The sequence below is a fragment of the Chryseobacterium sp. CG10_8 genome (assembly GCF_058117085.1).
In genome coordinates this window covers 1-21,161 of the sequence record NZ_JBYVEB010000057.1, presented here as the reverse complement: position 1 = coordinate 21,161, position 21,161 = coordinate 1, and the positions used below count along the sequence as shown (strand labels likewise).

General features: G+C 35.1%; 22 protein-coding genes. 13 read left to right on the top strand and 9 right to left on the bottom strand.

Annotation, left to right across the window (positions count from 1 at the left end):
* The first annotated feature begins 152 nt into the window (after window positions 1-152).
* Window positions 153-980: a hypothetical protein gene (locus AC4AGG_RS10210; RefSeq protein ID WP_489771895.1), complete on the top strand. Its 828-nt coding sequence runs from the start codon at window positions 153-155 to the stop codon at window positions 978-980.
* Between the two features lie 197 nt (window positions 981-1,177).
* Window positions 1,178-1,570 (top strand): hypothetical protein, encoded by a 393-nt coding sequence (locus AC4AGG_RS10205; protein ID WP_489771894.1) that lies wholly within the window; start codon window positions 1,178-1,180, stop codon window positions 1,568-1,570.
* 42 nt (window positions 1,571-1,612) lie between these two features.
* On the opposite strand, the gene AC4AGG_RS10200 is transcribed toward AC4AGG_RS10205, so the two are convergent.
* From AC4AGG_RS10200 to AC4AGG_RS10165, 8 genes are all read right to left on the bottom strand, one after another.
* Window positions 1,613-2,227, bottom strand: coding sequence for a hypothetical protein (locus AC4AGG_RS10200; protein WP_489771893.1), 615 nt, complete (start codon window positions 2,225-2,227; stop codon window positions 1,613-1,615).
* A 1-nt stretch (window position 2,228) separates the two neighbouring features.
* Complete coding sequence (locus tag AC4AGG_RS10195; protein ID WP_489771892.1) at window positions 2,229-3,893, bottom strand: amino acid permease; 1,665 nt, start codon at window positions 3,891-3,893, stop codon at window positions 2,229-2,231.
* 158 nt (window positions 3,894-4,051) lie between these two features.
* On the bottom strand, window positions 4,052-4,474 hold the full coding sequence (locus AC4AGG_RS10190) for a putative signal transducing protein (protein ID WP_489771891.1): 423 nt from the start codon (window positions 4,472-4,474) through the stop codon (window positions 4,052-4,054).
* A 2-nt stretch (window positions 4,475-4,476) separates the two neighbouring features.
* Entirely contained in the window at window positions 4,477-4,848 is a 372-nt protein-coding gene (locus AC4AGG_RS10185) for a DMT family protein (RefSeq protein ID WP_489771890.1), read from the bottom strand.
* 7 nt (window positions 4,849-4,855) lie between these two features.
* Entirely contained in the window at window positions 4,856-5,620 is a 765-nt protein-coding gene (locus tag AC4AGG_RS10180; protein ID WP_489771889.1) for an exonuclease domain-containing protein, read from the bottom strand.
* 118 nt (window positions 5,621-5,738) lie between these two features.
* Complete coding sequence (locus tag AC4AGG_RS10175) at window positions 5,739-6,449, bottom strand: CDP-alcohol phosphatidyltransferase family protein (protein WP_489771888.1); 711 nt, start codon at window positions 6,447-6,449, stop codon at window positions 5,739-5,741.
* Window positions 6,446-7,309: a lysylphosphatidylglycerol synthase transmembrane domain-containing protein gene (locus AC4AGG_RS10170; protein WP_489771887.1), complete on the bottom strand. Its 864-nt coding sequence runs from the start codon at window positions 7,307-7,309 to the stop codon at window positions 6,446-6,448. Before AC4AGG_RS10170 ends, AC4AGG_RS10175 begins: the two co-directional genes overlap by 4 nt.
* On the bottom strand, window positions 7,290-8,243 hold the full coding sequence (locus AC4AGG_RS10165) for a glycosyltransferase family 2 protein (RefSeq protein ID WP_489771886.1): 954 nt from the start codon (window positions 8,241-8,243) through the stop codon (window positions 7,290-7,292). Before AC4AGG_RS10165 ends, AC4AGG_RS10170 begins: the two co-directional genes overlap by 20 nt.
* Window positions 8,244-8,307: 64 nt before the next feature.
* On the opposite strand from AC4AGG_RS10165, the gene AC4AGG_RS10160 reads away from it, so the two are divergent.
* The 11 genes from AC4AGG_RS10160 (at window position 8,308) to AC4AGG_RS10110 (ending at window position 20,323) form a co-directional block, all read left to right on the top strand.
* Window positions 8,308-9,933 (top strand): ArnT family glycosyltransferase, encoded by a 1,626-nt coding sequence (locus AC4AGG_RS10160; protein ID WP_489771885.1) that lies wholly within the window; start codon window positions 8,308-8,310, stop codon window positions 9,931-9,933.
* A 144-nt stretch (window positions 9,934-10,077) separates the two neighbouring features.
* Window positions 10,078-10,497 (top strand): DUF2147 domain-containing protein, encoded by a 420-nt coding sequence (locus AC4AGG_RS10155; protein WP_489771884.1) that lies wholly within the window; start codon window positions 10,078-10,080, stop codon window positions 10,495-10,497.
* Window positions 10,498-10,603: 106 nt separating this feature from the next.
* Window positions 10,604-11,587 (top strand): pyruvate dehydrogenase complex E1 component subunit beta, encoded by a 984-nt coding sequence (locus AC4AGG_RS10150; protein WP_489771883.1) that lies wholly within the window; start codon window positions 10,604-10,606, stop codon window positions 11,585-11,587.
* A gap of 90 nt (window positions 11,588-11,677) precedes the next feature.
* Window positions 11,678-12,733, top strand: coding sequence for a porin (locus AC4AGG_RS10145; protein WP_489771882.1), 1,056 nt, complete (start codon window positions 11,678-11,680; stop codon window positions 12,731-12,733).
* Window positions 12,734-12,805: 72 nt separating this feature from the next.
* Window positions 12,806-14,785 (top strand): KUP/HAK/KT family potassium transporter, encoded by a 1,980-nt coding sequence (locus tag AC4AGG_RS10140; RefSeq protein ID WP_489771881.1) that lies wholly within the window; start codon window positions 12,806-12,808, stop codon window positions 14,783-14,785.
* A gap of 54 nt (window positions 14,786-14,839) precedes the next feature.
* Complete coding sequence (locus AC4AGG_RS10135) at window positions 14,840-15,313, top strand: Fur family transcriptional regulator (RefSeq protein ID WP_489771880.1); 474 nt, start codon at window positions 14,840-14,842, stop codon at window positions 15,311-15,313.
* Window positions 15,313-17,055, top strand: coding sequence for an OstA-like protein (locus AC4AGG_RS10130; protein ID WP_489771879.1), 1,743 nt, complete (start codon window positions 15,313-15,315; stop codon window positions 17,053-17,055). The genes AC4AGG_RS10135 and AC4AGG_RS10130 overlap by 1 nt, the downstream gene beginning before the upstream one ends.
* Window positions 17,052-17,510: a hypothetical protein gene (locus AC4AGG_RS10125; protein WP_489771878.1), complete on the top strand. Its 459-nt coding sequence runs from the start codon at window positions 17,052-17,054 to the stop codon at window positions 17,508-17,510. Before AC4AGG_RS10130 ends, AC4AGG_RS10125 begins: the two co-directional genes overlap by 4 nt.
* A 5-nt stretch (window positions 17,511-17,515) precedes the next feature.
* Complete coding sequence (locus tag AC4AGG_RS10120; RefSeq protein ID WP_489771877.1) at window positions 17,516-18,688, top strand: aspartate aminotransferase family protein; 1,173 nt, start codon at window positions 17,516-17,518, stop codon at window positions 18,686-18,688.
* Window positions 18,689-19,040: 352 nt separating this feature from the next.
* On the top strand, window positions 19,041-19,427 hold the full coding sequence (locus AC4AGG_RS10115; protein ID WP_489771876.1) for an START-like domain-containing protein: 387 nt from the start codon (window positions 19,041-19,043) through the stop codon (window positions 19,425-19,427).
* Between the two features lie 74 nt (window positions 19,428-19,501).
* Window positions 19,502-20,323 carry an aminotransferase class IV gene (locus tag AC4AGG_RS10110; protein WP_489771875.1) on the top strand — a complete coding sequence of 274 codons (822 nt, stop codon included), beginning with the start codon at window positions 19,502-19,504 and terminating at the stop codon, window positions 20,321-20,323.
* Between the two features lie 247 nt (window positions 20,324-20,570).
* Here the strand turns inward: AC4AGG_RS10110 and AC4AGG_RS10105 are convergent.
* On the bottom strand, window positions 20,571-21,161 hold a 591-nt coding region (locus AC4AGG_RS10105), incomplete at its 5' end, for an N-acetylmuramoyl-L-alanine amidase family protein (RefSeq protein ID WP_489771874.1).

The following is a 21,161-nucleotide window of genomic DNA, read 5'->3' as shown; positions in this document are numbered from 1 at the left end:
ATTTTTTAGCGGATTTTTCCTATTAGCTGATAAATTCCAGCTTTTTTCTTAGATGTATGGTATAAGAGTTGCTACACAGGCTGTGGAAATTCTGGTTTTTTAACCATTGATTTTCTTCAAAAACCATTCAGAAAATAATTTAAAAAAATAAAATGATGAAATTGAAATCAGCGCTTGTGATGGTAATGTTCGCAGGTATTTCCGTGTTCGCCCAAGAAATCAAAATCAAGAAAGGAGATTTGCTTTTGGATGAAAAAGTAGTTGCTAAAGTTGATGATAAGGGTAGATTGTACAAATTCAATGACCTTAATGGTGAGTTGCAGTTTTCTGCAACGATTATTAACGGTAGGACAAATGGTACACAGACAGACAAAGGTTGGGTAGAGTTTACAGGACCTAATGGTATTGTAAAAGAAGTTGAAAGTAAAGGTACTTCTTTGGGTATGGGCAAATTTATTGTTCAGACTGCTATGGCCAATGGAATTATGACAAAAGATGGTTTTGATAAAGCCAAAATTGATGAGTTTTTCCAAACGGAAGATCGCTCTTTCTCGCAAGCGAGAGAAGGTGGAATCGCTGCTCAAAAGGCTCAAGCAGAAAAAGAAGATGCTATTGCTATTGATATTAATTCGCAGGGAGAAATTTTGTATAATGGAGGAAGAGAAATCATAGGTTACATAACAAGAGTTAGTGTAGATGCTTCAGCAACAACTTTCAAAAGTAAAAATCCAATGAATAAATTTTTGGAGTATAAGGTTTTTGATGTTAATAGAGCTCTTGTTGGTAAACTTCCATGTTCCGAAAGTGATTTAACCAATGAGCAAACAGGGATGAAAATCTATACCAACGATAATAAAGAAATTCCGATGGCACAAAAAAACGGAAGCAGATTTACAACTACTTTGGCAGTAGATGACGTTGCAAAACGTATGATTAGAAAGCTTTTTGTAAATGGATATCTTTCTAGTAAGAATAATTAAATTTTTTTCTAATTGAATTTTAGACATATCAACGAAATACAGAATTAATTTCTGAATCATTAATCCGCTAATTTTTAGCGGATTTTTTTGTAGGTTTATATGTGAAATTTTTACTTAACAAGTTTTTTACTTTTTTGATGAAAGGATATCTTTTGATAGTATTTGCGCTAATTTTACAATCTTGTTCTAATAAAGAAATGGAATATACAAAGGTATTTTGCAACGGTGTCCACTATGATCTCAGTAATGGAACTGGTAGCTATGGAAGTGGATATCCTGATTATAAATTAACTTATTTTAAATTTAAGGTTCCTAAAGCAAAGATTTTAAAGATTGAGAATGAGATTTTAAGAAGGAAATTAGACACTATTAAGGCAGAAGTAGATTTTCAGTCTGAAGAAAAATATTCTAATCCTTATGGAATTAGATTGTTAGCAATTGAGTTTAAATTAAAGGATGAAAAACCAAAAATAATTGGATACTCTGGCCTGCATAATTCAAAACCAGAAGTGGATTTTATTGCAGATACTTATGAAATTTGTAACTCCATTAAAGATAGTTTGAAAATTGTCCCTTTTGTGATGGACTAAGGTTTTAACCAAAAAAATCTGATCAATCTACGAGAGAGCAAGTCAATACCTCAAATTCCCAATCATAAAGCTTTTAGACGCATTTAAAGCTGGAGATTCAGAGGTTTTTTCCTTTTTTACCCCTTCGTTTTGGATGTAATTGGAGTGGATGAAATAGGTATCCTTGTTTTCTCTTGTAACAAATCCGGTGTGAAAATCCAAACCAACAATATAGACCTGATTTTTATCCTTTGACAAAAGATATTTTTCCAAATCCTTCACCGAAGAAAAGTAATGAATATCGGTACACAGTTTCTTGATCATCACCGAAGAAGCTTGTTGTGCGAGATATGAGGTATTAAGGTCGAACCCATAATCCTTCAAAACATGGGTTACGAAATATCCACAAGCAATACTTCCTTTTTGGGGCTCTTTTGTTGTCCCACCAAATGACCACGGTGTCCCAGTCCAATAATAAGGGACATCTTTGTTGATATAACTGAAAAAATACTTCGACTTTTCTGTTTTTGATTTTTCTGCAAGTTGTTTTTTGAAATCCGAAAACGGAATCTTTGAGATTTGTTCTGTTTCGGTTTTTTCAGTTTCGACTTTATGTGAGGTTTCTTTTTTGCAATTGGCCAACAAAAGCAGAAATAAGAGAATCGGCAAAATTCTCATTTTAGAAATCGCTTTCGGCTTCCTTTCGAAGTTTACTGTGTTTTTTACCATAGCTGAAATAGAATATTAATCCTAAAACCAACCAAATTCCGAACCAAGTCCAGTTTTCGGTGCTCATTCCGGTTAAAAGATAACAGCATGAAACCAATCCTAAAATCGGGATTAGCGATAGGTTTTTCATAAAAGCAAGAACCGAAATTACAGCACAAACTAAGAAGAACGAGATGATAGGAATATGCGTCACCACATCAGCAAACATATCCGAAAAGTAGTTCGGGAACAAGTAATGCACCAAAACAACTGTCGCAACAAAAAGAATCGGAACGATATATTTTGAATTGATGTATGGGATTTTGAATTTGCCCTTTCTTTCCAGCATTTCTTCCTCGCTTTGCGGAGATAACATCAGAACGCCTCCGCAAACCAAAACAAAGGCAAACAATGTCCCAATTGAAGTAAAATCCAGAATCAAATTTTCGTCCGTGAAGAAGATAGGAAGTCCAACTACAATTCCCGTAAGAATGGTTGCAAATCCCGGAGTTTTGTACTTAGGGTGAATTTCAGAAAGTTTTTTAGGCATCAGACCATCACGACTCATCGTCATCCAAATTCTTGGTTGCCCCATTTGGAAAACAAGTAGAACACTGGTCATGGCTACAACAGCAGAAATAGATACGATAAATAGCATCCATTTTACACCTTTTAATGCGAAAATTTCTGCCAGTGGATCCGTAACTCCTAATTCTTTGTAAGAAACCATTCCTGTTAAAACCAAAGCTAAAATGATATACACAATCGTACAAATCACTAAGGAATAAATCATTCCTCTTGGTAAATCTTTTTGTGGATTTTTAGCTTCTTCAGCTAAAGTTGAAACGGCGTCGAAACCAATATAAGCATAGAATACAGCAGAAACTCCAGCCATTACTCCTCCAAAACCATTAGGAAGAAAAGGAGTCCAATTATCAATATCCACATACATGCAACCCACAATAATAACGAGTAAAATAACGGCTAATTTAATGTAAACCATTAAGTTACTAATGTTCTTGGATTCTTTAGTGCCACGATAAACCAAATAGGTAATTATCACATTGATTAATAAAGCAGGCAAGTCAAAAATAATTCGCAAACCGCCAATCATTGGTGCAGTATTCCATGCATTGAGACCTTCTCCAGCTTTGGAATCTTCAAATGCGTGAAATGCTGATTTGTAATTAATGGTCAACCATTCTGGTAAATGGATTCCAACTGCTTCCAAAAGATTGGTGAAATAACCACTCCATGAAAATGCGATATAGATGTTTCCGATGGAGTATTCCATAATCAATGCCCAGCCAATAATCCAGGCAAATACTTCACCGAAAGAAACATAAGCGTAGGTGTATGCACTCCCAGAAACGGGAACTCTTGATGCAAATTCTGCGTAGCACATCGCAGTAAACCCGCAGGCAACAGCACAAATAGCATACAAGAAAATAACACCCGGACCTCCGCTGAAACAAGCATTCCCAATCGCACTGAAAATTCCACCGCCAATAATAGCAGCGATTCCAAAAAAGGTAAGGTCCTTTACCGTAAGTACTTTGTGTAACGAATGCGGTTCGCCATCACCTCCTTGTGAGATTGTCGTGTTAAGTGGTTTCCTTCTGAAAAGTTGATTCATAAACGACTTTTTTTAAAAAGTTAAAAGCAAATGTAATGATTTATTCGTAACAATTCGGTTGGAGAGTTGCTGGTTAAGAGTTACGGGTTTTTGGTTTCTGGCTTTGAGTTAATTGTTCAAAGTTTCGAGTTCATCTATATTCCATCTTCCATCACCCCTCATCTTTTAAACTCATTTCCGCAATAGTAGCAGTGATAAGTTTGGCTGGGAACTTTGATCGGAATCATAAAAAGCAATAGGCTAACTCCAAAAAGGCCGCCCGGTTTTTCATCCTGATAAAGATGATTGGAGCCACATTTTGGGCAAGTAAAATCAAAATCAGGATTGCTGATGGTGTGTTCTACCTCTAATTCATAGGAATTATCTTCTTTGAATTCTTCCAAAATAGATTTTGCTTCATCGACATCATCTTCAAAAACCTGAAGCTGTATTCCGCCAATTGCTTGAGAAAGTAACCAATCTGATTGTATTGTTTGCTCGTTCGCAATCCAAGCTTCGATACCGTTTTCGGCTAAAAGTTGCTTATCTCGATTAGCTTCAATAGCGTTTTGATAATATTTGATTCGGATAAGGTCAGCCATTATTATTTTTTGAAAATGAAATATACAGCTAAAATCAGAAATACAAAACCTATAAGATGATTGAGCCGAAAGGTTTCATTTTTGAAGACCAAAACAGTGAAAAGCGTGAACACCACCAAAGTAATCACTTCTTGCAGAACTTTGAGTTGCCACAGATTAAAAGGTCCGCCATTTTCTTGATAACCGATTCGGTTGGCGGGAACTTGGAAACAATATTCGAAAAAAGCGATTCCCCAACTGATAGCAATGATCGCAAAAAGTCCAAGATTACTGAAAGTCTCATTTTGCTTAAATTTCAGATGGCCATACCACGCAAAAACCATAAAAATATTAGCTATTACGAGTAATAGTATTGTAGCGATTGAAGGTTTCATTGTTGAATCAGAATCTACTTCTCAGTTGGATTGCTGTGAGGACTTTTTTCGTGTACAAAGGGAAATCAGCATTCTGAATCCATCCGTAATAACCCAAATCTTTTTGGAAAACGTCTTTCACTTTTTGACCTTTGTATTTCCCAAACGAGAAAATTTCGTTTCCATTTTCGTCAAAAGCGATAAATCCAGCCAAATCTGCAAATTTGTTGTGGAAAGAAAATTCGCTTAGTCCCGCGATATCATTTGGAAGGTCTTCGTATTTGCCAACTTGTGCATCCAGCACTTCAAAAGTGGCCATCACATCTGCTTCAGCAGAATGGGCGTTTTCCAAATCTTTTTCACAATAGAATTTGTAAGCTGCGGTCAGATTTCGAGGTTCTTTTTTGTGATAAATTGTTTGTGCATCAACCAAACGGAATTTTGAAAGGTCAAAATCAATTTCGGCTCTCAAAAGTTCTTCCGCCAAAAGAGGAACATCAAATCGGTTAGAATTAAATCCACCCAAATCGCTTCCCGAAATCATTTCCATAATTTTCGGTGCAATTTCCTTGAAAGTGGGAGCATCCTTTACGTCTTCATCATAGATTCCGTGTACTGCGCTTGCTTCCGCAGGAATAGGCATTTCAGGATTAACAATCCAAGTTTTGCTTTCGCGCGAAGCATCAGGATTTACTTTTAGGATACAGATTTCAACGATGCGGTCTTTCCCGACGTTGATTCCTGTTGTTTCCAAATCAAATACACAAAGAGGTTTATGGAGTTTTAAATTCATAACGGATTTTTAATTTTTTTTGTCATTCTGAGCGAAAAGAAGTGGAGTCGAAGAATCTATTTATCATAGAAGATTCTTCATTTCGCTTTGCTCCATTCAGAATGACAGCATTCATTCATTATTTCAATTGTTTCTGAAAAATAATCGACACCAAAATGTAATATACAATCACCAAAGGAATTCCAATGGTTTTAAATAAAGCCAAAATCACAATTCCACCAACTAAAAGAACGATTTTCGGAATGTTATCTTGCCATTTCATGGATTTGAATTTCATCGCAATCATCTTAATCGGTGAAACCAAAAGCCAAGAACAAATGATAGTTAAGAGGATTAAATACGATTGATTTTCCAATAAAAAACTAAAACTATGTTGTTCTGAAAAAGCATAGTAAAGTCCAAAAATAAAGATGGTATTACTTGGCGTATTTAATCCTTTGAAATAATATGTTTGTTCGTCATCAATATTGAAAATAGCCAAACGCAAACATGAAAAAACGGTGATAAGAAGTCCTAAATATTTAATCCAAGGAAAAAATTCTCCTAATCCTGACGTAGTTGCAACCTCCAACATTTTGTACATCGCAACACCTGGAAGCAGTCCAAAACTGACCATATCTGCTAATGAATCGAGTTGTACCCCCAGATTAGAATTAGCTTTGAGTGTTCTTGCTACGAAACCATCAAAAAAATCCAAAATCAGGGAAACAATGATACAAATTGCAGTTACTTCGTAATTGCCCAAAATCAATTGTATAACACCTATGCTTCCTGAGAAAAGGTTTCCCAGTGTAAGCATATTGGCAAGATTGTTTTTTATAAAATTCATGGTTGTTCTTTAGTTTTCAAATTTAACTTTCTTAGTTGGAATACCAATCCAAACAGCGAAAAAAATGCTGTTATTGCCGTAAAAACAAGGGATGCGGAAACTAATATCTCTGGTTGGAACTGGAAAAATTTCGACACTTGATAAAATAGCATTTCGCGAACTCCGATTCCGGCAAATGATACCAAACTTAACACCGAACTCGCCAAAAATAAAATGGAATAGAGGATTTCGTTACTGTTGATTCCTAAACTTTTCAGGATACAAACAAAACTTAAAACCTGCAATCCTTGTACGAGAAGAGAAAATAATAAGCCTTTGAGAAAAATGTCTTTGTAAGTCGGAAACAATTTTTTCATCAAAAAACTTCCGCCAAGTAAACAAACAACAAAACCTAAAATTAACCAAATCAAGTATTCTGGAAACAGAAAAAATGAAAGAAATGCCATCAAAACCAAGATTCCTATCAATCCGCTTAGTCGGTCGTTGAAGAGGGAAGAAGTTAGTTTTTTTGCACTCCAATCGAATTTTTTATTTAGAAGGTAAATTTTGTACGCATCACCGCCAATTCCGCCCGGAATGAAAAAATTATAGAACATTCCTAAAAAATACAGTTCAAGATTGCTTCTGAAAGCGAGATTAAAGTTCTGCGCCTTTAGAAATAATTCCAAACGAAGGGTGGAGACGATTTGAGAACCTAAAAAAAGTAACGCTCCTAAAAATAACCAAAAGATGCTGGTCTTTTTCAAGACTTCGACGACCTCTTGAAAAGGAATTTTTCGGAAAACCAAATACAAAAGTGCTACGCTAATGCCGATTTTACCGAAGTTAATGAGGAGTTTTTTAAAATTTATTTTCTCCAAAATACGTTATTTTTCTAATATTGAAAGGCCTTTTCTGTTGCGATTCGTGGTAGGTCTTCATCAACATATCCAAGATAATTCCGGTGGTGAAAAACTGGATTCCGATGAAGATAAGCAATACCCCCAAAATCAAAAGTGGTCTTCCTCCAATATCATTTCCTAATAATTTGACAATCAGTAGATAAATATTAATTAGTACACCCAAAGTCAAGGTGAAAAATCCCAAATTCCCAAACAAGTAAATGGGCTTTTGAAGATATTTTTTATTAAATAAAACCAAAAGCAAGTCATTGATTACTTTGAAGGTTCGGTTCATTCCGTACTTAGATACTCCAAATTGTCTTGCGTGATGTTTTACGGGAACTTCTGTAATTTTAGCACCATTAAGGTGCGCCATCAAGCTGATGAAACGGTGGTTTTCGCCATAAAGATTGAGCTCTTTTGCGGTCTCATTGGTGAAAACCTTCAATGCACAACCTTGGTCGGAAATATTAAGTTTTGTTGATTTTCTAATGATATAATTAGCGATTCTGGAAGGGATAGTTCGGATGGATGAATCCTTTCTTTTCTGTCTTTTACCAACTACAAGGTCGTAATCTTCCTCTTCCAAAATATCCACCATTTTTGGAATATCTGTCGGGTCATTTTGCAGATCTCCATCCAAAGTAATGATGTAATCTCCTGTAGCATAGTCAAATCCTGCCATCATTGCCGAACTTTGTCCATAATTTTTCTTCAGTTCAATCAAGACCACATTGGGGTCTTTTTTTTCTTTGATTTCTTTAACTGTTTTGTCCGACGAGTGGTCGTCGATAAGGATTAACTCGTATCGGAAACCTTCCATTGCTTCTCTGATTCTGTCGATTAGGATACCTGCATTACCTTCTTCATTGTACATTGGGATAACCAAAGAATAAAATTTTTCTGGACTCATTCGTTAGGAGGGATTTATTACTTTTGTAAAAATTTTGGCAAAAATACAAAAACTAAATTCAGTAATGGGGAATCAACTCTTGTATCGTAAGGAAATTTACGCATTTTATTTCGGTTTTTTGGTAGTGTACATTGCCGGAATGTTCATTCCATTGATGCAAAACGATTCTGCACAGCATGCTTCCATGGCGATGAAGATGGTACTTAACAATGATTTTCTTGATATTTATAAAGGGGAAAATCCATACTTGGACAAGCCTCACATGCATTTTTGGTTGGCTGCCATTTCTATGAAATTGTTTGGGATTAATGAATTTGCTTATCGTATTCCTGCGGTTTTAATGCTTTTTTTAGGAGCATATTCTACAAGGAAATTGGCTAATTTATTATACGAAAATCCAAATCTTGGTCACGTATCAGCGTTGATTTTTTTATCTGCACAAAGTATCATTCTTTCTGCTCATGACGTAAGAACAGATGCTGTATTGACAGGGTTTATCATTTTTTCGATTTGGAAATTGGTGGATTTTATCAATAAGGGAAAGCCTATGTCTGCAATATTAGGTGGATTAGGAACCGCTTTGGCTTTTTCTTCCAAAGGATTGATGGCGATGGTGATTATTGGATTTTGTATTTTGGCGTACTTGCTTTATTCAAGGGAGTGGAAAAAGTTTTTCAATCTTAAATTTTTCCTTGTAGCGCTGAGTTTTATGGTAGGGATTTCACCAATTCTTTTTGCTTATCATCATCAGTTTGGCATCGATGGAATTAAGTTTATTCTTTTGGGACAGAGTGTTAGCCGAATGACTGGTGACGGTTTTGCACCAACCAATGCCGATTATTCTTTCTTTTTTCACTCTTTGTTGTGGGTGTTTTTGCCCTTTTCATTGGTGTTTTATGCTGGAGTGGTGGAAAGAACGGCTTTCTTTTTTAAAATTAAATTCAAAAAAGTTCCTAAAACCGAATTTTTGACGTTAGGTGGGTTTTGGATGGTGATGCTGGTTTTTTCGTTGTCAAAATTCAAGCTTCCTCATTATTTGAATGGCTTAATTGCGATTATTTCGATTTTTACAGCAGCTTATATTTTCTTGCTTTTTCAAAAGAATGAAAGAAAAAAGATGAATATTTTCTATTACATTCAGTTGGTAGTCATCTTTGCCAGTATCGTTTTGATGGGATTGTTAGCTTATTATTTTGTTGGTATTCCGAATGTGTTGACTTATATTATTTCATTTATTCTGTTGTGCTTTTTAATCGTGGTCATCTTGAAAAGAAATTTCGTTTTTAGAAAATTTTTGATGATTTCACTTTTGTTTTCCATCACTTTGAATTTCTATCTAAACACTCAATTTTATCCTGTTCTTACACAATATCAAGGAAGCCTTAATGTTGCACATTGGGTGAATCGTGAAAGAATTGATTTAGATAAAATTTATATGTTGAATGGTGATGAATCTTGGAATTTTGATTTCTACACCAAACGAAATACTCCACGCGTTGCCGAAAGCGAACTGAAGTCCGGTGATTATTTATTGGTGGAAAGTGAAATCTTGCCGACTGTTAAGAGGTCTTACTCTATAGTTTACGTTGCTGATAATTTTGGGGTAACTCGACTTTCGTTGAAGTTTCTTAATCCTGAACAAAGAGTAGGAGAGTTGAGCAAGATATATTTGCTTCAAATTCAAAAATAATTTAGAGCAAATACCAAAAACCTACAACGTTGTAAAATTTCTTGAAATTTTTTGGTGTGTACTTTGTATATTATTGCTAGAATAACAATTTATTTTGGTATTCGGTTTTTTTAGTTATTTTTATCATTCTAAAATTGTAATAAAATGAAGAAACTTATTTTTGCTTTTGTAGCATTGTTTTTTAGCACAGTATCTTTTGCCCAAATAGAAGGAAAATGGAAAACCATTGATGACGAAACAGGAAAGGCAAAGTCAATTGTACAAATCTGGAAAACATCTGACGGAAAATACAACGGAAAAATTGTTAAGTTATTGACAAAACCCGAAAATAATAATTGCGTTAATTGTAAGGATGACCGCAAAAACAAACCATTAATCGGTTTAGAAATTATCCGTGGTTTGGTGAAGGATGGAGACGAGTTCAGTGGTGGTACGATTACTGACCCTAAAACAGGTAAAACTTATAAGTGCAACATTACTAAAGATGGGGACAAACTTAACGTAAGAGGGTATGTTGGTTTCTCATTAATCGGAAGAACACAGACGTGGTACAAATCTAACTAGTTATCAAAGACTTTTAATATGATAAAATGCAACTCAAAAAGGGTTGCATTTTTGTTTTTAATTAATTTTAAAATACCTATTTTTGTAGCTTCAATTTTATAAAAAAATGGCAGAATATACTTTTCGAGAAGTAATTGCGCAAGCAATGAGTGAAGAAATGCGTAAAGACGAATCCATTTATTTGATGGGTGAGGAAGTAGCAGAGTACAATGGTGCTTATAAGGCATCTAAAGGAATGTTAGACGAATTTGGTCCAAAAAGAGTTATTGATACTCCAATTGCGGAACTTGGTTTTTCTGGTATTGCAGTGGGTTCTGCAATGAATGGGAATCGTCCGATTGTAGAATTTATGACCTTCAATTTCTCATTGGTAGGAATTGACCAGATTATTAATAACGCTGCAAAAATTCGTCAGATGAGTGGTGGTCAATGGAGTTGCCCAATTGTTTTCCGTGGTCCTACTGGTTCTGCTGGTCAGCTTGGCGCAACACACTCTCAAGCTTTGGAAAGTTGGTATGCGAATTGTCCAGGTCTTAAAGTAATTGTTCCGTCTAATCCTTATGATGCAAAAGGACTTTTGAAATCTGCAATTCAGGATAATGACCCTGTAATTTTCATGGAATCTGAGCAAATGTATGGAGATAAAATGGAGATTCCAGAAGAAGAATATTACTTACCAATTGGTAAAGCTGATATCAAGAGAGAAGGAAAAGATGTTACATTGGTTTCTTTCGGAAAAATCATGAAATTAGCAATGCAAGCAGCAGAAGATTTGGAAAAAGAAGGTATCTCTGTTGAGGTAATCGACTTAAGAACCGTTCGTCCTTTGGATTTCGATACCGTAATTAATTCTGTTAAGAAAACCAATCGTTTGGTGGTGTTAGAAGAAGCATGGCCATTTGGTTCTATTTCTTCTGAGATTACTTATATGGTTCAACAAAAAGCTTTTGATTACTTGGACGCTCCTGTCAAAAGAATCACTACTCCTGATGCACCAGCTCCTTATTCTGCAGCTCTTTTTGCAGAATGGTTCCCTAAATTAGAAAAAGTAAAAGCTGAAATCAAAAAAGCTTTGTATCTTCAAGCATAATTATCAAATATGATAGACTAGAGGCGCAACTTTTTGCGTCTCTAATTTTTTTGCAGTAGAATTTTTTTTATTCTTTTAAGAAGTTCAATGATGAAAAAATATTTTTTTCTAATAGTTGTGGGTGCTTTTTCTTTTCTTAGAGCCCAACAAGATTCACTTAAAAATTTTAAATTTCTCTTTGATGGAGAGATTTACTATAGTTATGATTTTTCTAAACCTGAGAATCATGAGCGGCCAAGTTTTTTGTATAACTACAAGAAGCATAATGAATTAAATATCAATTTGGCTGTAGTAAGAGGACAGTATTCCTCTGAAAATACGAGAGTTAATTTGGGGTTGATGGCAGGGACATACCCAGAATATAATCTGTCTAGCGAACCAACTTGGGCACAATTTGTATACGAAGCTAATGCAGGAGTCAAATTATCAAAAAATCACAATCTTTGGTTGGATGCGGGAATTATGCCTTCTCATATTGGTTTCGAAAGTGCGATAGGAATGGATAATCTTACGTTGACAAGAAGTGTGGCTGCAGAAAATTCTCCTTACTACGAAACAGACGCCAAATTATCTTATGGTTCCAAAAACGAAAAATGGAATTTGTCCTTGATGATTCTTAATGGTTGGCAAAAGGTAAGAAGACCAGACGGTTATCAAAATCCAAATTTTGGGATGCAAGTTCAATATAAACCTAAGGAGAATTTAACCTTTAATTATAGTAATTATTTAGGGACGGATAAACCTGATTCTTTGAAGGCTTTCCGAGCTTATCACGATTTCTATATGCTCTATTCGCCTACCTCAAAACTATCTTTGATTGCTGGATTTGATATTGCTACTGAGACCCAGGATGGTCAGCAGAAAGTATGGTTGGCGCCAACTTTAATTGGAGCTTACCGAGTATCTGAAAGGTCTAGAATTGCGATGCGAGCTGAGTATTACAGGGATGAAGATGAGGTTATTGTTTCTACAACCTCAGGTAATGGTTTTGACGTTCTTGGTTTTTCTACCAATTATGACTTTGAGATATCTAAGCACTTTCTTTGGCGAACAGAAGCAAGATATCTTAACTCTGATAATGCTTTTCAAAGCAATAACAAAAGGGATAATTTTGCTTTGACAACTTCCCTTAATGTTCGATTTTAAAGATTGAGCAAAAATTAATCTTGACGGATTCAAAATAAATTTAAATTTACACTTTCAAAATTTCACAATATTATGTCTGGAGTTAAAGATGGCGGTCATCTTTTTGATTTAAAGAAGCTATCGTTTTTAGGAGTATTGGTTTCCCTAGGAATTGTGTTTGGAGATATCGGTACTTCGCCCTTGTATGTAATGAAAGCGATTGTTAATGCTCGTCATAGCGGAACCAATTTACCATTTGATGAATACATTGAAGGAGCACTTTCGTGTATAATTTGGACGCTTACTTTACAAACAACCATCAAGTACGTTATCATCGCACTTCGGGCGGATAACAAGGGTGAAGGTGGGATTTTGGCGCTTTTTTCTTTAGTCAAAAATCTAAAAAAAGGCTGGTTATATCTGATTGCCATCATTGGTGCTTCTGCGCTGATTGCAGATGGAGTAATTACACCTTCTTTAACTGTGATGTCTGCGATTGAGGGGTTGGAGATTTATAATGAACATACCCCAGTTGTGCCGATTACCATATTTATTTTGATCATTATTTTTGTAGTACAACAATTCGGGACCAGCTTTATTGGAAAGTTTTTTGGCCCTGTAATGGTGATTTGGTTTTTGGTTTTAGGAGGTTTTGGACTTGTGCATTTATCGGGAAATTTCGAAATCCTAAAAGCTTTTAATCCTTATTATGCTTATAAATTAATTGTCGACTCTCCAAGTGCGATCATTATTATGGGAGCAGTTTTTCTTTGTACAACAGGAGCGGAAGCATTGTATTCGGATTTGGGTCATTGTGGTGCTAAAAATATTAGAGCAAGCTGGGTTTTTGTTAAAATCATGTTGATTCTTAACTATCTAGGTCAAGGAGCTTGGATATTGACTCATTACAAAGATGTTCATGATAATGGTGTTAATCCATTTTTCGGAATTTTACCAGAGTGGATGCTGATACCTGGTGTTATATTGGCTACAGCAGCAGCTATTATTGCGTCTCAAGCTTTGATTACTGGTTCGTTTACCATATTTTCTGAAGCAATGTCACTTAATTTTTGGCCAAATCAGAAAATTGATTATCCTTCGGGTGTCAAAGGTCAAATGTACATTCCTAAAATTAATTGGGGATTATTGTTTTTCTGTATCATTATCGTTTTGTACTTCAGAGAGTCGGGGAAAATGGAAGCTGCTTATGGGCTTTCAATTACGGTAACGATGTTTATGACAACGATGCTACTGGTTTTCTGGTTGGTGAAGAAGAGAGTCAACAAGTTTTTGATTTTGGCTTTCTTTTTAGTCTATAGCTTTATTGAAATCGGTTTCTTTAGTGCTAATATTATCAAATTCTGGGACGGTGGTTGGATTACTGTTATCCTTGCTGGTTTTATTGCAATTTGTATGTACGCTTGGTTTAATGGAAGATTGATTAAAAATAAATTCATCAAGTTTATCAAATTGGATAAATACCTTAATGTTATCAAAGACATGAAGTTAGATGAGTCAATCCCTAAATATGCTACGAATTTAGCTTACCTCAGTCGTGCAAAAAGAGAGGACGAAATCGAATCAAAAATTATTTACTCTATCATCAGAAAACAACCAAAGAGGGCGGATCACTATTTTATTCTCAATATCGTGAATCAGGAAGACCCTTATACTTTCCGATATTCTGTAGATGAATTACTTCCAGGAACTATTTTCCGAGTGAATTTCTTACTGGGTTTCAAGGTGGATAGGAGAATTAATGATTACTTTGACCAAGTTTTACATGATATGATGGAGGAAGGTACTATTCCTCAATACAGTAATCATCCTTCGTTGAGGGCACACCACGTTCCACCAGATTTGAAGTACGTAATTATTGATAATACTTACATTAATGACAAGTTATTAACGGTTAAAGAAAAGGTAATTCTTAATTTCTATAATTTTGTTAAATATATTGGTAGTGATGATTTCAAAGCATGGGGAGTTTCTTCGCATAATGTTATTGTGGAGTCAGCACCGCTAATGGATCAACATATCGTTACTCAGAAAATCAAACAAGTCTCATCTTGATTTCGATATTGATAAGTACTGAATTCTTTTTCAAAAAAATGATACATTTGTATTATGGAAAAATTGGAGATTGATAGAAACATTACACAGATTAAAGAAGTTCTGAGACTGTATTTGCAGGAAAGAGGTTTTAGGAATACTCCTGAAAGATATACTATTTTGGAAGAAATCTACAAAATGGAGGATCACTTCAATGTCGATGATCTGTATCTATTGATGCTTAATAAGAAGTATCATGTGAGCAAAGCGACCATCTATAATACCATTGAAATATTTCTTGATGCAGGATTGATTCGCAAGCATCAGTTTGGGGAAAAAACCAGTACTTCTTCGTCTTATGAGAAGTCCTACTTTGATAAGCAACATGATCATTTGGTGATTTATAAAAAAGATTCGGATAAAGAAATTCAGGAGATTATTGAATTTTGTGATCCTAGAATTCAGTCCATCAAAGATTCTATTGAGGAAGCTTTTGGTGTGAAAATTGATTCGCATTCTCTTTATTTCTACGGTACCAAAAAAGATTAATGAAGAAATTTTTTGTTCTTTTTTTACTTATTTCTGTCCCTGTTTTTGGACAAATTTCGTTGACTCCAAAGAAACCTGTGGAGAAGGATGCTTTTTTTGAAAAAGATGTCAATCCGAAGCAAAACGCTAATACAGACAAGATAGTCCATGTCCATTCTGATACGAGTGGAGTTAATCCTGAAAAATATGATGGTAATCTTTTCTTTTCTGGAGCAGTCAAGTTTTCTCATCAAGGGTCGGTTCTTAGTGCTGATGAAGTAGTGCTCTATCAAGAGCTAAACTTTGTTAAAGCTTATGGTAATGTTCGTTTAGAAAATTCTGATGGGTCGGTGATTACAGCAGATGAAATGGAATACGACGGAAACCCCCAGCGTGGTATTGCTCGAAAAAATGTTGTACTTACAGATCCCAAACAAACTATCAAGACGCAGACACTTTATTATGATAGGTTAACTAACAAAGCCTATTTTGATACAGGTGGGACTATTTTTGCCAATAACAGCGTTACTTATGCGAAAGTAGCAACCTATAATATTGCAAGCAAGACTATTGATCTTACAGGTAATATCAAAATGGAGAACAAAGAGTATACATTGATTGGTGAGAACGTTTTACAAGATCAGAACACCAATATTGCAACCATTAATGGGCCAACAACCATTACCAATAAGGCTGATCCAGCCAATCAAGTTTATACCGAAAAGGGGAGATACAACCAGAATACTGGTGAGGTCTATATGAACAAAAATTCTCGAATTAATTATAAAGGAAAGATACTAACTGGAGACGATTTGTACTTCAATCGAAGAACAGGATTTGGTACAGGGAAAGGCAATGTTTTACTTAGAGACCCTGCCGAAAATAGATACATTTCTGGAGGATATGGTGAAATCTATGAGAAAAAAGATTCTGCGATGATTACGGAAAAACCGTTGGCGGTTAAAATGTTGGAAAAAGACTCCATTTTCTTTTCTTCTGATACTATTTTGACGTTCCAAAAGTTGGATTCAACTAATGTAAAGAAAAGCTATCTGCGTTCTTTTCGAAAAGCAAGATTGTTCAAATCTAATATCCAGGCAAGAGCTGATTCGATAAGTTTTAATGAAACCGATGGAGTGATGCATATGTTTGGTAAGCCAATCTCGTGGAGTGGTGCGAAACAAGTTTCAGGAGATAAAATTGAAGCTTATTTTGATACTAAAAACGAAAATATTGATTCGCTGAAAGTCATTGGTAATGCTTTTGCGATAAGTAAAGCGGATTCTCTTAATCTTAAAGATGAGTTCAATCAAGTGAAGGGAAAGTTGATGACGGTCTATTATGAGAATAATCAAGTCAAGTTGGCTAAAGTTATTGGTAATGCTCAAGCAATTACTTACGCCGATGATTTCAATGAAGAAACTAAGCAAAATGAAAGGGTAGGAGTTGCTCTTGCAGCATGTGGAATTATTGAAGCACTTTTCGAGGAGCAGAAAGTACAAGTAATTGCATGTAATGTTGGGGCGCAAACAGATACCTATCCCATGAGCAAAATTTCTAAAAAGGATAGATTTTTCCCTGATTTTAATTGGAATACCAAAGACCGACCTCAAAAATGGCAGGATGTCTATCTTGACACGCCTAATTATGAGGAAATCAAATACGAATCGGACGATGCGCTTTACAATGCCGCTCAATCCGAAATCGAAAAAGCCAAAGCTGCTGAAGAAGCCAAAAAGCCAAAACGAGTGAAGAAGGAATGAGATATCTACCGCTATTAGTGATAATCGTTCTTTCTTGCCAATCGAAAGATTTTGCGGGGAAGTACAATTGTGCTAATGTCGGAATGACCGAGTGTGGAATTGTAATTAATAAAAACCATACATTTCTGTTTACTTGCTATGCCTGTATGAACTCGCAATGGTCATATGGAAATTGGAAGAACAAAGGGAGATTTTTGTATTTTGAAACTAGGACAGTTTACGATACTATTCGTTTGAATGATAAGGATGTTTTGATTAAGTCAACGGATACAGTCGGAAACCTAAAGGTGATCAAATCTGAAAAGTTGCCATTTCTTGACGGTATTTACAAGGAAAATGATTTTTTACATCCTCAATCACCCAATCTTTTTTCATCCATAAAACTTAAGTTTAGAAAAGGTAAATTATACAACCCTAATAATACTATAAAGTGTTCCTGTATCAGTAGAAAATAATTATTATGCAACAAGATTTTTTTCAATATCAAGCGCAAACAACAAAATTTGCCGCTGGTTTCGAGGTAGAAAAAGCGGAAGGAAGTTATATCTACGGAAAAGATGGTAGACGATATTTGGATTTCGTTGCTGGAGTTTCTGCCAATACTTTGGGGCATTCTCATCCCAAAGTAGTTGCTGCTATCAAAAAACAAGCTGAAAAGTATTTGCACGTGATGGTTTATGGAGAATATGCTCAAGAAAAACCAGTGGAATTGTGCAAGCTTTTAGCGGAAGCCACACCAGAACCTCTAGAAGTAACTTATTTGGTTAATAGTGGAGCAGAAGCCATTGATGGCGCGCTCAAACTTGCTAAACGTTTTACAGGTCGTGAGGAGATAATTTCCATGAAGAATTCTTATCACGGAAATACGCATGGTGCTTTATCGGTTTCAGGAAATGAGTTTCACAAACGTGAGTTTCGACCGTTATTGCCCTTGGTCAATTTTATTAACTTCGATGACGAATCAGAATTTGATAAAATTACAGAGAAGACCGCTTGTGTCATTGCTGAAACAATTCAAGGTGCTGCTGGATTTTTAGTTCCGAATCAGGAATATTTTAAAAGTTTAAAGAAACGTTGCGAAGAAGTTGGAGCCCTATTAATTTTAGATGAGATTCAGCCTGGATTCGGAAGAACGGGAAAATTATTTTCCTTCGAACATTTTGGTATGGTTCCCGATATTTTGGTCATGGGAAAAGGTATGGGTGGAGGAGTTCCTGTTGGTGCTTTTATGAGTTCTCGAAAAATTATGGAGACGCTTTCTCATTCACCGAAACTTGGTCATATTACTACTTTTGGAGGTAATCCTTTGATTGCTGCTTCGAGTTTGGCAACATTGCAAGAAGTTCTGGATAGCAAATTGATGGAAGAAATCAAGGAGAAAGAAGAACTTTTCCGAAGTCTATTGGTTCATCCAAAAATTAAAAGAATTAATGGAATGGGTCTGATGCTGGCCGTAGAATTAGAAAATCCAAATTATACTTTGGAGGTTGCCAAAAAAAGCATGGAAAAAGGCCTTATTGTTTTCTGGCAATTGTACCGCAATGAGTTTCTTAGAATATCACCACCATTGACAATATCAAAAAGCGAAATAGAAGAAGGGTGCCGAATAATTCTTGAGGTTTTGGATTTGTAGAAATAAGAAATAATTGATCCGCTCTTTTCGATTCAGTATTTTCAAAATCATTTGAGATTTACCCTAAAGTTGTCAAAAGATAATTGCATGTCTGGTTGATCATTGTTATCTTGACGAACTTGATGATTTCCTCGGATACTTTCATAATATGATGAAGATTTCCTTATCGGTGTGGTAAATTTTATAGCCATTTTCGTTAAAGTGGCTTTTCATGGTTTAATTTTTTTTAAAATTAAATGCTATTTTTCAGAATAAGCCATTAGGTCATGTTAATCGTTGAAAAAAATCATTTAATTAAGTTGCAGATTTTATAAATTAATTTATATATTGCGGCTCAATTAGATAAAAAAATATGTCAAAACATAAAGTCCAGTACGAATTTCCAATGCATTGTCAATCAGAAATATTGTACGAATATTTGGCGAGTGCAGAAGGTTTAGGCGAGTGGTTTGCCGACGAGGTAGTAGAGAAAGGAGATGATTTCTTTTTTAGTTGGAATGGCGGTGCCGAAGAGCGAGCAACATTAATTAGATATAAGCCTGAGAGTTTTGTAAGATTTCGTTGGGAAGAAGATGAAGGAACTAAGCACTTCTTTGAGATGACCATTACTGTAGATGAGATTACCGAAGATTTGTCTCTTAATATCACCGATTTTTGTTATCCAGGAGACGAAGAGGAAAACAGATTGTATTGGGAAAATCTAATCGAAAATCTGCAGATCAAATTAGGTGCAGCATAACAGAAAACTTGATATTTTAGTTTTGAAATGAGCGATTTTTTCGTTCATTATTTTTTTAATTTAATAGTAAAACTTTGGAGAAGATAATATTTAGTTCTACTAACTGGAGTCATCAGAACCGTGCGATTTGGTTTGGGGATGCAGTGAAGGTTTTTTTCTTTGTTCATGCTGGAGAGTTGAAGCTAGCTGAAGAATCTTATTTTTATTTGATGGCTTCTATGCGTAAAATGAGGATGAATATTCCTTTGTCATATACCTTGGAGTTTTTTAGAAATTTGTTTCAAGAAGAGGTGTTAGATAAGGGATTAGAGAGTGGGATTATCACCTTTCTAGTCACTAGAAATTCGGATAGTAATCCTTTGCAAAAAGCTGAAATTTTTTATTACGCAGAAGCTCAGGAAGTCGCTGATATTTTTTCGATTCAGAAGGATGTTGAAGTAGATTTGATTAAAGAAATTAATGTTAATCAGAATTTGCTTAGTGGTATCCATGTTCATCATCCTGAGAACACTTACGCAGAAATCTATGCTCAAGAAAACGACTTAGACGATGTGATATTGCTTAATCCGGAGAAAAGGATTGCTAGAACGATCTACGGAAATTTATTTTTTCTACAAGACGGAATTCTGAAAACACCTAAAACTTCTGAAGGAAGTTATATTTCACCACTAGCGGAAAATTTTATCACTTTTGTACATCGACAAAATCTAGTTGAAATCCAACCATCTGAAATGTCTGCATTCGAAAGTCAAAAAGCGGAAGAGATTTTGATTATTTCTGACGAAAAAGGATTGTTTTCTGTGTCTAAGATACGCAACAAGACTTTTGGAAATGCACGTCTTCAGGATATATTGACTCAGTGGAAAGATTCTCTAATTGACAAACCCAATAAATAACCGCCTTTGACAGCAGTCGTTTATCGGGTTTTAGTTTTTGCATCAAGAATGTAGATTTTAATTAAAACCTACGTTGAAAAAAAGATTCTCACATTTTCTACTTGAATTTACTATAGTATAACGTGAAAATTGCAAGAAAATTTCACTTATTTTCTTAAAATAATGTTAAATTTTATTTCGCTATTTCAAATAAAAAAGCCCAATAATTCTCAATTTATTGGGCTTTTCTTTGATTGTAAATAAGTTATCAATTGTTGTTGATAAATTCCAGGATTTTTTTGGCGGTATGGATTTGCCCTTCTTTGCTCGATAGATAATCTCTATCTTGCTCGTTAGACATAAATCCTAATTCTACAACCAAGGTTGGCGCTTCAATTTCTCTTAGCATGAAGAGATTTACTTCTGCAATTTTTCTTGCATCTAGAATTTTTCCTAATTTTTCTGCTAATTTTCTAGATTGGTCGTTGGCTTGAGGATAGATTTCTGCTCCTTTGGCTTCGGTAGTCTTAGCAGCGGTATTATTGACGTGTAGGGAAATGACCATCTCCGGATTGAGGTTGTTAATTATCGAGGCTCTTTCGGTAAGACTAGGCTGAGTGTCATTATCTCTGGAAAGGATAATTTCAACATCAGGATTGGTGTTTTCTTTTTTGATGAGTTCTGCCACTTTTAGAACGATATCTTTTTCGTAGATTCCATTTCTAGTTGCACCATTGTCCTTGCCTCCATGTCCTGCATCAATTACAATAACTCTTTTTCCTCCGTCAAAAGACGATAGTACAAATATCAGCGCAAGTATTGCGGTGAAACTCAAAAATAACTTTTTCATAATAAGATT